The following is an 11,820-nucleotide window of genomic DNA, read 5'->3' as shown; positions in this document are numbered from 1 at the left end:
AGCGCCTCCTCGGGGCGGTCCGCACCGGCAGCTGCATCGTAACGCGATACTCACGCCGTGGACCCGCTTCTCGCGCGGCGCATCCGTGGTCGAATGGGCCCGTGGCCCCGGAGGACGACGCGCCGGCCGGTCCGCCGTTGACCAAGCGGGAGTTCGAGGCGCTCGCCGAGTTCCGCTTCGGCATCCGCCGCTACCTGCGCTTCAGCGAGGAGACCGTGCGCCGGCACGGGCTGACGCCGCAGCAGTACCAGCTCCTGCTGGCGCTGAAGGGCTTCCCCGGCCGCGAGTGGGCCACGGTCCGCGAGCTGGCCGAGCGGCTGCAGCTGCGCCACCACAGCGTGGTCGAGCTGGTCGACCGCGCGCAGGGGCAGGACCTCGTCGCGCGGGCGGCGAACCCCGACGACGCCCGCTCCGTCCGGATCCTGCTGACCACGGAGGGCGAGCGGATCCTCGGACGGCTCAGCGCCCTGCACCGGGAGGAGCTGCGCCGTCTCGACACGGCGCTGACGCCGCCGGACTGGGGAGGGCCGGTCGCGGCCGACTCCGAGGTCTGACGGGGGTCCGCCGGGCGACACCGGCCGAGGATCCCGGGGCGACACAGCGCCGCCGGACCGTGTGCCCGGCGCGGCGACCGGGCAGGCTGTGCAGCGACGTCACACCCCGGAAACGAGCGGACCCGATCATGGCCAGCATGGACCGACAGCAGGAGTTCGTCCTGCGCACCCTCGAGGAACGCGACATCCGCTTCGTGCGGCTGTGGTTCACCGACGTCTCGGGCTACCTCAAGGCGGTCGCCGTCGCACCGGCGGAGATCGAGGCGGCCTTCGCCGAGGGCATCGGCTTCGACGGCTCGGCGATCGAGGGCTTCGCGCGCGTCTACGAGTCGGACATGCTCGCCAAGCCCGACCCCGCCACCTTCCAGGTGATGCCGTCGAGCAAGGGGCGGAGCAGCGACACCGCGCGGATGTTCTGCGACATCACGCTGCCGGACGGGTCGCCGTCGTGGGCCGATCCGCGGCACGTGCTGCGCCGGGCGCTGTCGAAGGCCGCCGAGATGGGGTTCACCTTCTACACCCACCCCGAGGTCGAGTTCTTCCTGCTCAAGGACCTGCCCACCGACGGCCGCCCGCCGGAGCCGGCCGACACCGGCGGCTACTTCGACCTGTCGACGCACAACGTGGCGCACGACTTCCGCCGCGAGGCGGTCTTCGCGCTCGAGGCGATGGGCATCTCGGTGGAGTTCAGCCACCACGAGGTGGCGCCCGGCCAGCAGGAGATCGACCTGCGCTACGCCGACGCGCTGTCGATGGCCGACAACGTGATGACGCTGCGGCACGTCGTCCGGGAGGTCGCGCTCGCCCAGGACGTGCACGCCACCTTCATGCCCAAGCCGTTCACCGAGCTGGCCGGCTCGGCGATGCACACCCACGTCTCGCTGTTCGAGGGCGACCGCAACGCCTTCCACGACGCGTCGGACCCCTCGAGGCTGTCGGCGACCGGCCGCCAGTTCGTCGCCGGGCTGCTCACCCACGCCCGCGAGTACACCGCCGTCACCAACCAGACGGTCAACTCCTACCGGCGGCTGCTGGCCGGCACCGAGGCGCCGACGGCGGCCACCTGGGGCCGGGCCAACCGCTCGGCGCTGGTGCGGCTGCCGTCGTACAAGCCGAACAAGGGCCAGTCGGCGCGGGTCGAGGTGCGCTCCCCCGACTCCGCGTGCAACCCCTACCTCACCTTCGCCGTCCTGCTGGCCGCCGGGCTGCGCGGCATCGAGAAGGGCTACGAGCTGCCGCCGGAGGCCGAGGACGACGTCTGGTCGCTCACCGACACCGAACGCCGCGCCGCCGGCTACGAGGACCTGCCGGTGTCCCTCGGCGAGGCGCTGACCGCGATGCAGGGCAGCGAGCTGGTGGCCGAGACGCTGGGCGAGCACGTCTTCGAGTTCTTCCTGCGCAACAAGTGGGAGGAGTTCAACTCCTACCGGCAGAACGTGACGCCCTTCGAGCTCAAGCGCTACCTGCCCGGGCTCTGAGGGAGCCGACGCGCCGCTCCGCGGGCGTTCCTCGTGCGCTGCGGGTGCTGCCGGACCCGCGGCGCACGAGGAACACCCCCGGTGCGGTCGTGCCGGACCGGCTGGCGAGGCGGAACTAGGCTCGGACACGTGCCGGACCGCCCCCGCCTGCTCGTCGTCGTCCCGAGCGACACCGCGCCGCCCGCCCGGCTGGGGGAGTGGCTGACGGCGGCCGGCCTCGAGCTCGACGAGCGGCACCTCGACGCCGGCGACGCCGTCCCCGCCGACCTCGCCGACCACGACGGCCTGCTGGTGACGGGCGGCCCCCAGTCGAGCCTGGACGACAACGCCACCAGCGGGCTGGGCCCGGTGCGGGCGCTGCTCGCCCGGGCGCTGGCCGACGACGCGCCGACCCTGGCCGTCTGCCTCGGTGCCCAGCTGATGGCGCAGGCCGGCGGCGGGCGGGTGCGGGTCGGCAGCGAGGGGCCCGAGGTCGGCGCCGCGCTGGTGGCCCGTCGCGACGCCGCCGAGCGCGACCCGCTGTTCGCCCCGGTCCCGCTGAGCCCGGACGTCGTCCAGTGGCACCACGACGAGATCTCCCAGCTGCCGCCGGGCGCCACCCTGCTGGCCAGCAGCCCGCTGTACGTCCACCAGGCCTTCCGAGTCGGCCGCGCCTGCTACGCGCTGCAGTTCCACGTCGAGACCAGCCCCGACGTCGTCCGCCGCTGGGCGCAGGACGACCCGGTGGGCGTCGCCGCCACCCCGTTCGACGCCGCCACCGTCGCCGAGCGCGCCGCCGCGGTGCACCCCGACGTCGAGGAGGTCTGGGCGCCGTTCGCCGGGCGCTTCGCCGACCTCGTGCGCGCTGCCCGCACGACGCGGGTCTGAGGCCGTGACCGGGACCCGGGAGGTGCCCTACCGGGCGCGGGTGCGGCTGGCCCGCTTCGGCTTCCTCGACGCCGAGAAGGCGGCCCTGCTGCTGTCGGACCCGGTGCTGGGGCTGTGGGACCTCGACCGCAACGAGCCCGCCGACCCCGAGGCCGCCCCGGTCGTCTCCGCGCTGGCCCGCGCCGGCGACCCCGACCTCGCCGTCCGCTCGCTGTCCCGCCTGGTCGAGGCGCTCGACGCCGCCGATCCCACCGGCGCCTCGGCCGCCGCGCTGCTGGCGCGGCTGCGCGGCTCGGGGGCGCTGCGCGGCCGGCTGCTGGCCGTGCTGGGCGCCAGCGCGGGCCTGGCCGACCACCTCGCCGCCCACCCCGGCGACTGGACCGTCCTCGACTCCGAGGGCCGCGGCCCCGTGCGGCCCACCGCGCAGTCGCTGGAGCGGCAGATGCTGGTGGCCGTCGGCGCCGACCCCGACGACCCGCCGTGGGGCGTCCGGCTGGGCAAGGCCGCGCCCGACGCCTCGCCGCAGCGGGTGGCGGCACTGCGGCTGGCCTACCGCCGCGCCGTCCTGTCGCTGGCCGGCCGCGACCTCGGCGAGGGCCTGTCGGCCGAGGACGTCGCCGGGGAGCTCGCCGACGTCGCCGCCGCGGTGCTCACCGCCGGGCTGGCGATCGCCGTCGCCGAGCAGCCCGGGAGCGCCGCCCCCTGCCGGCTGTCGGTGATCGGCCTGGGCAAGTGCGGCGGCCGCGAGCTGAACTACATCAGCGACGTCGACGTCGTCTTCGTCGCCGAGCCGGTCGACCCGAGCGACCCCGAGGCCCCCGCGGTGCAGAGCGCCACCCGCGTGGCCGCCGCGCTCATGCGCATCTGCCGGGAGGCCGCGTGGGAGGTCGACGCGGCGCTGCGGCCCGAGGGCAGGGCCGGCGCGCTGGTGCGCACGCTGGCCAACCACGCCGCCTACTACCGGCAGTGGGCCAGCACCTGGGAGTTCCAGGCGCTGCTCAAGATGCGGCCGGTCGCCGGCGACCCCGACCTCGGCCGGGCCTACGTCGACGAGCTGTTCCCGCTGGTGTGGCAGGCCGGCGAGCGGCCCGGCTTCGTCGGCGAGGTGCAGGCCATGCGCCGCCGCGTGGAGGAGAACATCCCGCCCGCGCAGGCCGAGCGGGAGCTCAAGCTCGGCCGCGGCGGGCTGCGCGACGTCGAGTTCGCCGTCCAGCTGCTGCAGCTGGTGCACGGCCGGGTCGACGTGCGGCTGCGCGTCGGCGGCACGCTGCCGGCGCTGGGCGCGCTGGTCGGCGGCGGCTACGTCGGCCGCGACGACGGCGCCACGCTCATCGCCTCCTACCGCTTCCTGCGCACCGTGGAGCACCGGCTGCAGCTGCTGCGGCTGCGGCGCACCCACCTGCTGCCCACCGACGAGCAGCAGCTGCGCTGGCTGGCCCGCTCGCTGGGCTACAAGCCCGACTCCCGCGGGGGAGCCGTCGACGTGCTGCGCGCCGAGCTCGCGCTGCACACCCGCGAGGTGCGCCGGCTGCACGAGAAGCTCTTCTACCGGCCGCTGCTGTCGGCCGTGGCCAAGGTGCCGCCGGAGGCCGCCTCGCTGGGCAGCAAGGCGGCCGGCGACTGGCTGCGCGCGCTCGGCTTCGCCGACCCCGACGGCGCGCTGCGGCACATGGCGGCGCTGTCCGGCGGGCTGTCGCGGTCGGCGTCGATGCAGAAGTACCTGCTGCCGGTGGTGCTGCAGACCCTCGCCGACTGCGCCGACCCCGACGCGGGGCTGCTGGCCTACCGGCAGGTGAGCGAGGCCCTCGGCGGCAACCAGTGGTACCTGCGGCTGCTGCGCGACGAGGGGCAGGTGGCCGAGCGGCTGGCCCGGCTGCTCGGCTCCAGCCAGTACGTGACCGCGCTGCTGACCCGCACCCCCGAGGCGCTGCGGATCCTCGCCGACGACGACGAGCTCGAGCCGCGCGGCGCCGAGGCCCTGGCCGGCGCGTGGCGGTCGGCCGCCGGGCGGGCGCCGGACCCGCAGGCCGGCATCCGCGTGCTGCGCGCCCTGCGCCGCACCGAGCTGCTGCGGATCGCCGCGGCCGACCTGCTCGGCCGCCTCGACGTCGTCCGGGTGGGGCAGGCGCTCACCGACGTCGCCGTCGCCACGCTGCAGGCCGGTCTCGACGTCGCGGTCTCCGCCTGGGCGCGCGAGGCCGGCACCGCCGTCGCCGACGTGCCCGTGGAGCTGGCCGTCATCGGCATGGGCCGGCTCGGCGGCGGCGAGATGGGCTACGGCTCCGACGCCGACGTGCTGTTCGTCCACCGGGCGCGCGCCGGCGCGGAGGAGGGGCGGGCGGGGCAGGCGGCCAACGCCGTCGCGCACACGCTGCGCCGGCTGCTCGGCGAGCCGGCCCCCGACCCCGCCTTCGAGGTCGACGCCGACCTGCGGCCCGAGGGCCGGCAGGGCGCGCTGGTGCGCAGCCTCGACGCCTTCCGCGAGTACTACGAGCGCTGGGTGTCGGTGTGGGAGGTGCAGGCGCTGCTGCGGGCGACGCCGGTGGCCGGCAGTCCCGGGCTGGGCGCGGACTTCGTCGAGATGGTCGACCAGATCCGCTATCCGGCCGGCGGCCTCACCGACGCGCAGGTCGCCGAGATCCGCCGCATCAAGGCGCGGGTCGAGCGCGAGCGGCTGCCCCGCGGCGCCGACCCCGCCACCCACACCAAGCTCGGCCGCGGCGGACTGGCCGACGTCGAGTGGACCGTCCAGCTCCTGCAGCTCCAGCACGCGGCCGACGTGCCCGCGCTGCGCCGGCCCTCCACCGTCGACGTGCTGGCCGAGCTGTCCGCGCACGGGCTGCTGGCGACCGAGCAGGCCGAGGCGCTGCGCGAGGCGTGGGAGCTGGCCACCCGGGCGCGCAACGCGGTCTTCCTGGTCCGGGGCCGGCCCAGCGACCAGCTGCCCCGGCCGGGCGTGGAGCTGGCCGGCGTGGCCCGGGCCAGCGGCGCCGGCCCCGACGTCGACCCCGGGCAGTTCCTCGACGACTACCGGCGCACCACCCGGCACGCCCGGACGGTGGTCGAGCAGGTCTTCTACGGCCGGCCCGCCGGCTGACGGCCGCGTGTGCGGGTCGCGCGGACGGGGCACGCTGGGGGAGTGAGCCCAGCCCTGCCCGCCGACGACCCGACCGACGAGACGCCGACCGACCCGGCGGCCGACGGCGCCGCCACCATCACGCCCTACCGCGACGGGCCGCTGATCGTGCGCGGCGACTTCCGGCTGGTCGACCAGGACGGCACCGAGATCGACCCCGGGCGCAGGACGGTGGCGCTGTGCCGCTGCGGCAAGTCCGGCATCAAGCCGTTCTGCGACGGCACCCACAAGCGCTCGGGCTTCTCCGCGCCGAGCGCGCCGAGCCGGCCGCGCCCGGCCGCGGCGATCCGCCGGCAGGGCGACCCCCCGGCCTGACGTCGGCCCCGCAGCGGGGGACGGGGTCCTCCCTCAGGTCCGGGCGTCGATGGAGCGGGCCATCCGGACCTGCTCCTCCAGGACATCGTTGATCCGCGCCTGGACGGCGTCGAGCCGGCCGATCACCTCGCTGGTGGCGTGGATGCCGGCGGTGACCTGCTCGCTGCTGGCCTGGATGCCGGCGATCTGGTCCGACACCCGCTGGGTGGCCGCGGCGGTCTCGCGGGCGAGGTCCTTCACCTCGCTGGCGACGACGGCGAACCCGCGGCCGGCCTCACCGGCCCGCGCGGCCTCGATGGTGGCGTTGAGCGCGAGCAGGTTGGTCTGGTCCGCGATGCCGGAGATGATCCGGATGACCTCGCCGATCGCCGTCGACGCCTCGCTGAGCGCCGCCACCTCGGAGGTCATCGTGGACGCCTGGGCGACGGCGTTGTCGGCCACCTGACCGGCCGCCGACGCCGCCTCGCGCAGCCGGGTGACGCTGTCGAGCAGCTCGCGCGAGCGCTGCGCGTCGGCCTCGGCCCGGCGCAGGCCCTCCAGCCGCTGGGAGACCAGCTGGGCCACGTTGCGCAGCGCCGAGGCCCGCGAGTCGGACAGGTCGATGGTCTCGGTGACGAAGAAGTCCATCGTGCCGACCACCTGGCCGCCGGCGGCGACCGGGAAGCAGACCCCGGACCGGACGCCGGCCCGCTGGGCGGCGGGGGCGCGCACGCAGTCGGTCACCTCGGCGAGGTCGCGCACGAACACCAGGTCGCGCTGGCGCCAGGCCCGGCCGGACAGGCCGACGCCCTCGGCGAAGCTGGCGGCCAGCGTCACCCGCCGGAACTCCTCGCCCGCCGAGCCCGACTCGGTCCGGAAGCGCAGCACGCCCTCGGCCTCGTCGAGCGCCCAGAACGAGCCGTAGGCCCAGCCGAAGGCGGTGCGCACGGTCTCCAGCGCGGTCCGCAGGACCGAGGCCTCGTCGGTCGCCTCGCCCAGCCGCTTGACCACGGTGGTGACCGCCTGCCGGTCGTCGACGGTCTCGCGCTGCGCCGCCGTCGCCAGCGCGGCCGCACGCATCGAGGCGAACAGCCGGTGGATGGACTCCCACTTCTCGGTCCGGGAGCCGAAGAACGGCAGCTGCCGGGTCGAGTGGTACTCGACGACCGCGGTGACCACCCCGTCGTCGACCGCGGGGATGAAGCACCCCTCCCGGACGCCGGCCGCCCACGCCGCCTGCCAGCGCGGGTCGGCACCGCGGGCCGCGGGTGCGCTCTGGAGGTGGACGGCGCGCCGCTCGCGCACCGCCTTGCCGCCGGTCGCCTCGGGGAGCCGGTCGGCGCCCGGCCAGCCGGCGCCGGCCGAGGCCGCCAGGGGCCCGGTCTCGAAGGCGAGGGTGAACGAGCCGCTCCCCGTGGGTGCCCACACGGCGCCGTAGTGCAGGCCGCAGGCCTCGGTGATCGTGCGCACCACCGCCACGTGGGCGTCCAGCGGCGTGCGCACCCCCGCGTCGAGGGCGGCGACCACCGCCTCGAGGGTCTCGATGTCGCGCGGCATCGGCGGGGGCGCCACCGCGCTCACGGGAGCCTGGTCGGTGCGCCGCCACATGGGGATCCTCCGGTCGTCGGGGACCGGCGGCGTCCCGCCGACGGTCCTGCACTCCGGTTCTTCGGCAGCGCACGACCGAACTGCAGTCGGGACGTCGTCCCTCAGGCGGCGAGCGGCGCGGTGCCCCGCAGGGCGGAGCGCCCCGCCTCCCACTCGCCCAGCAGGTGGCCGGCGGCCAGCCCGTCGAGGGCCAGCGAGCAGGCGGCGCCGAAGAGCACGTCCGCGGTCAGCGCGGGGTCCTCGGACACCAGCGAGCCGCACATGTCCACCGAGGCGATCTGCTCGTGGACGGCGTCGGCCTCCACGTGCTCGTCGTAGAAGACGGTCGTGGACTCGTCGTGCCCGAGGCGGCGCAGCCCCGCGGAGTAGCGGCGGCTGGGCTCCGACGAGGTCATCTCCACGCAGGCCAGGTGGCCCAGCGCCGCGGCGCGCCAGCGCCGGTGCAGGCCGAACAGCGACATGGTGTTCACCGACGTGAAGGCGACGGCGGGGGCGTCGTCCCACAGGGCGCCGTAGGTGGCGTCCAGGCCGAGGTCGCGCATCATCCCGGCGAACAGCTCGCTGTGCATGCGCCCGGGGGCACCGCCGCCGTACTCGTCGGCCTGGATCTCCACCATCGCCGCCTTGGCCCGGCCGTGCAGCCGCGGGATGGCGAAGGTGTGCGGATCACCCTCCTTGAGGTGGTAGACCGACCGCAGCGTCAGGTACTCGCGCCACTGCTCGGCGGTGCCGTGCCGGGCCATGTGCCGCGACAGCGACGGGCCGTCGTCGGCCGCGATCAGCGCGGTCAGCTGGGCGTCGATCGGCTCGTCCGTCGGGGTCAGGGGACCGGTCAGCTCCTGCAGGGCGGCGGTGTGCAGCCGCTCGAGGTGCGCGCGCAGCGCGAGCAGGGCGGGATCCCACTCGAGCGCGTCGTCGACGTCGTCGAACCCCCGGTAGTGCAGCTCGTAGCAGACCGCGAGCGCGAGCTGCAGGTCGTCGTCGCGCAGGGGGTCGGCGGTGGTCTCCGCCGTGCGGGCGGCCAGGTCGACGGTGGCGGGGGAGACGGCACCGGCGAGGAGGTCGTCGCGGAGGGCCGCGCTCAGGGGGCCCCGGGGCTCGGGCAGACGCATGCCCGGGGCCATGCCCCGTGCCGGCACTTCTGATGCACCGTGCACGATGTGATGCCGCGCCGGGTAAGGGGCGCCCATGGCAGACCTCCGCGACCGCGTCGTCCTCGTCACCGGCGGCAGCGCCGGCATCGGCCGCGCCACCGTGGCCCGCCTCGCCGGCGCCGGCGCGCGGGTGGTCACCTGCGCCCGGGACGGCGGCCGGCTGGCCGAGGCGGTGGCCGGCCTGCCCGGCGTCACGCCGGTGGTCGCCGACGTCGCCGACCGCACCGACCGCGAGCTGCTGGTGCGGCGGGCGGTGGAGGCCCACGGCCGCCTCGACGCCGTCGTCCTCAACGCCGGGCTGGCCCACGCGGCGCTGGTCGAGGACACCCCCGGTGAGGCCGTGGAGCGGATGGTGGCCACCAACCTCACCGGCGTCGTCGAGCTGACCCGCCTGGCGCTGCCGCACCTGCTGCGCCAGGCGGCCGGGAGCGGGCGCGGCGACGTGCTCGTGGTCAGCTCGTCGGCCGGGCTGTCCCAGGTGCCGCCGCTGACGGTCTACTCGGCCACCAAGGCCGGGGTGCAGGGCTTCGTCTCCGGGCTGCGGCGCGAGGTGACCGCGCGCGGCGTCCGCGTGCACACCGTCATGCCGGGGCCGGTGGCCACCGAGTGGATGGCCCGCGGCCACGGCTCCCCACCGGCCACCGACGCCGACGCCCGCGGCCGCCTCACCCCCGGCATCGCGGCCGAGCGGGTGGCCGCGGCGGTCACCGGGTGCCTGACGTCGTACTGGTCGCGGTCGGTGGCGGTCCCGCGCGTCATGGGCCTGGCCCGGCTCGGCGAGGTGTTCCCGGTCAACCGGGTGCTCGACCTCGTGGTGTCGCGGCAGACCGACCGCATCCGGGCGGTCTCGGCGCGCATGGTGGCGGAGCGCACCGGCTGACCGCGCGCGGACCGGCGGCGGACAGGAGGATCCCGGCGTGCCCTTCGACCCACCGTCGGCGGTCCTGCGCACCGCCGGCGCCGACGGCTGGACGCTGGTCGAGCCGCTGTCCTACGTCGGCGAGCGCGACCGCTTCGTCGTCCCCGCGGGCTTCCGCACCGACCTGGCCACCGTGCCGCGGCCGGTGCTGTGGCTGGTCCCCCGGTCGGGCCGCTACACGCTCGCGGCGGTGCTGCACGACTGGCTGTGCACCGTGGGCATCCGCACCCGCGCGGTGACCTCGCGGCAGGCCGACGGGATCTTCCGGCGGGTCATGCGCGAGGCCGGCGTGCCCGTCCTGCTGCGCTGGCTGATGTGGACCGGCGTCCGCTGGGGTGCCCTCGCCGACGCCGAGCGGCGGCCCGGCTGGTGGATCAGCGCGCCCGGCGTGCTGGCCGTCTCGCTGCTGGCCGCGCCGCTGGTGCTGCCGTCGGTGGTGCTGGTGCCCGGGCTGCTGGTCTACGCCGCCGCCGAGCGGCTGGTGTCCGGGGCGGACTGGGGACGGCCCTGGTCACGGGCTGCGCGACGCCCGCCGGACGACGAGGCTGCCGGACATGACTGACGCCTCCGGCCCGCCCTTCCGCGCCGACCACGTCGGCAGCCTGCTGCGCCCGCCCGCGCTGCTCGAGGCGCGCGACCGGCACGCCGCCGGGGAGATCGACGACGCCGAGCTGCGCGGGATCGAGGACGCCGCGATCGCCGACGTCGTCCGGCTGCAGGGCGACGTCGGCCTGCGCACCGCCACCGACGGCGAGTTCCGCCGCGCCTCGTGGCACATGGACTTCATCTACGCCATCGACGGCATCAGCAAGGTGACCGGCCAGGACATCGTCGTCCACTTCAGGAACGCCGACGGGACGATCGACTTCACCCCGGCCGGACTGCACGTGGACGGACCGCTGTCGATCGGGGAGCCGATCTTCGGCCCCGACCTGGCGTACCTGCAGTCGGTGGTGGGGGAGGGGCAGACGGCGAAGCTGACCATCCCCTCGCCGTCGATGGTCCACTACCGCGGCGGTGCCGCGGCGATCGACCCGGCCGTCTACCCCGACGAGGACGCCTTCTGGGACGCGCTGTCGGCCGCCTACGCCGCGCAGGTGCGCGGCGTCGCCGCGATGGGCTGCCGGTACCTGCAGCTCGACGACACCAGCCTGGCCTACCTCAACGACCCGGCCCAGCGCGCGGAGCTGGCCGCGCAGGGCCGCGACGCCGAGCACCAGCACGAGCGCTACATCCGCCAGATCAACGCCGCGCTGGCCGGCCGCCCGGAGAGCCTCACGGTCACCACGCACATGTGCCGGGGCAACTTCCGCTCCTCCTGGGTGGCCGAGGGCGGTTACGACTTCGTCGCCGAGGCGCTGTTCGGCGGCCTGGAGGTCGACGGGTTCTTCCTCGAGTACGACGACGCCCGCTCCGGTGGCTTCGAGCCGCTGCGCTTCGTGCCGCCGGGCAAGCGGGTCGTCCTGGGCCTGGTGACGACGAAGCGGCCGGAGCTGGAGAGCAAGGACGACCTCAAGCGGCGCATCGACGAGGCCGCGCGGTACGTGCCGCTCGAGCAGCTCGCGCTCTCGCCGCAGTGCGGGTTCTCCTCGACCGTCGAGGGCAACGCGCTCACCCGCGACGAGCAGGTCGCCAAGCTGGCGCTGGTGGTCGAGACCGCCCAGGAGGTCTGGGGCTGAGGGAACCCCCGGAGGGGCCGCCGGCGGTCACGGCCCGGTCACGAACGGGCTCCCTGCCGGGCGCTGCGGCCGGGGGCTTTGGCATGCTCCCTGCGTCCACCAGGACAGCGTCGTCCCGGGCGCTGTCCTCG

Annotated in this window: 10 protein-coding genes; 8 read left to right on the top strand and 2 right to left on the bottom strand. The window is 76.0% G+C overall.

All coding sequences use genetic code 11. The features are described from left to right. Positions 1 to 101: 101 nt before the first annotated feature. The 5 genes from JOD57_RS03760 to JOD57_RS03740 all read left to right on the top strand — a co-directional run bounded on the left by JOD57_RS03760 (position 102) and on the right by JOD57_RS03740 (position 6,350). On the top strand, positions 102 to 554 hold the full coding sequence (locus tag JOD57_RS03760) for a MarR family winged helix-turn-helix transcriptional regulator (protein ID WP_204690669.1): 453 nt from the start codon (positions 102 to 104) through the stop codon (positions 552 to 554). Between the two features lie 137 nt (positions 555 to 691). After that, on the top strand, positions 692 to 2,032 hold the full coding sequence (locus tag JOD57_RS03755) for a glutamine synthetase family protein (protein WP_204690668.1): 1,341 nt from the start codon (positions 692 to 694) through the stop codon (positions 2,030 to 2,032). 129 nt (positions 2,033 to 2,161) lie between these two features. After that, positions 2,162 to 2,899: a type 1 glutamine amidotransferase gene (locus JOD57_RS03750; protein WP_204690667.1), complete on the top strand. Its 738-nt coding sequence runs from the start codon at positions 2,162 to 2,164 to the stop codon at positions 2,897 to 2,899. 4 nt (positions 2,900 to 2,903) lie between these two features. Beyond that, entirely contained in the window at positions 2,904 to 5,996 is a 3,093-nt protein-coding gene (locus JOD57_RS03745; protein ID WP_204690666.1) for a bifunctional [glutamine synthetase] adenylyltransferase/[glutamine synthetase]-adenylyl-L-tyrosine phosphorylase, read from the top strand. Positions 5,997 to 6,038: 42 nt separating this feature from the next. Next, positions 6,039 to 6,350: a CDGSH iron-sulfur domain-containing protein gene (locus JOD57_RS03740; protein ID WP_204690665.1), complete on the top strand. Its 312-nt coding sequence runs from the start codon at positions 6,039 to 6,041 to the stop codon at positions 6,348 to 6,350. A gap of 33 nt (positions 6,351 to 6,383) precedes the next feature. On the opposite strand, the gene JOD57_RS03735 is transcribed toward JOD57_RS03740, so the two are convergent. Continuing rightward, the gene (locus JOD57_RS03735) at positions 6,384 to 7,937 is read right to left on the bottom strand and encodes a methyl-accepting chemotaxis protein (RefSeq protein ID WP_204690664.1); all 1,554 of its coding nucleotides are present in this window, start codon (positions 7,935 to 7,937) and stop codon (positions 6,384 to 6,386) included. Positions 7,938 to 8,038: 101 nt separating this feature from the next. Then, on the bottom strand, positions 8,039 to 9,049 hold the full coding sequence (locus tag JOD57_RS03730) for an iron-containing redox enzyme family protein (protein WP_204690663.1): 1,011 nt from the start codon (positions 9,047 to 9,049) through the stop codon (positions 8,039 to 8,041). Positions 9,050 to 9,125: 76 nt separating this feature from the next. Between JOD57_RS03730 and JOD57_RS03725 the strand changes: the two genes are divergently transcribed. From JOD57_RS03725 to JOD57_RS03715, 3 genes are read left to right on the top strand one after another with little or no spacing between them, the layout of a single operon-like run. After that, complete coding sequence (locus tag JOD57_RS03725; RefSeq protein WP_204690662.1) at positions 9,126 to 9,971, top strand: SDR family oxidoreductase; 846 nt, start codon at positions 9,126 to 9,128, stop codon at positions 9,969 to 9,971. Positions 9,972 to 10,008: 37 nt separating this feature from the next. Beyond that, complete coding sequence (locus tag JOD57_RS03720; RefSeq protein ID WP_204690661.1) at positions 10,009 to 10,572, top strand: DUF1353 domain-containing protein; 564 nt, start codon at positions 10,009 to 10,011, stop codon at positions 10,570 to 10,572. Then, the gene (locus JOD57_RS03715) at positions 10,565 to 11,689 is read left to right on the top strand and encodes a 5-methyltetrahydropteroyltriglutamate--homocysteine S-methyltransferase (protein ID WP_204690660.1); all 1,125 of its coding nucleotides are present in this window, start codon (positions 10,565 to 10,567) and stop codon (positions 11,687 to 11,689) included. Before JOD57_RS03720 ends, JOD57_RS03715 begins: the two co-directional genes overlap by 8 nt. Positions 11,690 to 11,820 lie beyond the last annotated feature (131 nt).

The organism is Geodermatophilus bullaregiensis (genome assembly GCF_016907675.1).
Taxonomy (GTDB): domain Bacteria; phylum Actinomycetota; class Actinomycetes; order Mycobacteriales; family Geodermatophilaceae; genus Geodermatophilus; species Geodermatophilus bullaregiensis.
This window is presented reverse-complemented; position numbering and strand designations above follow the sequence as displayed.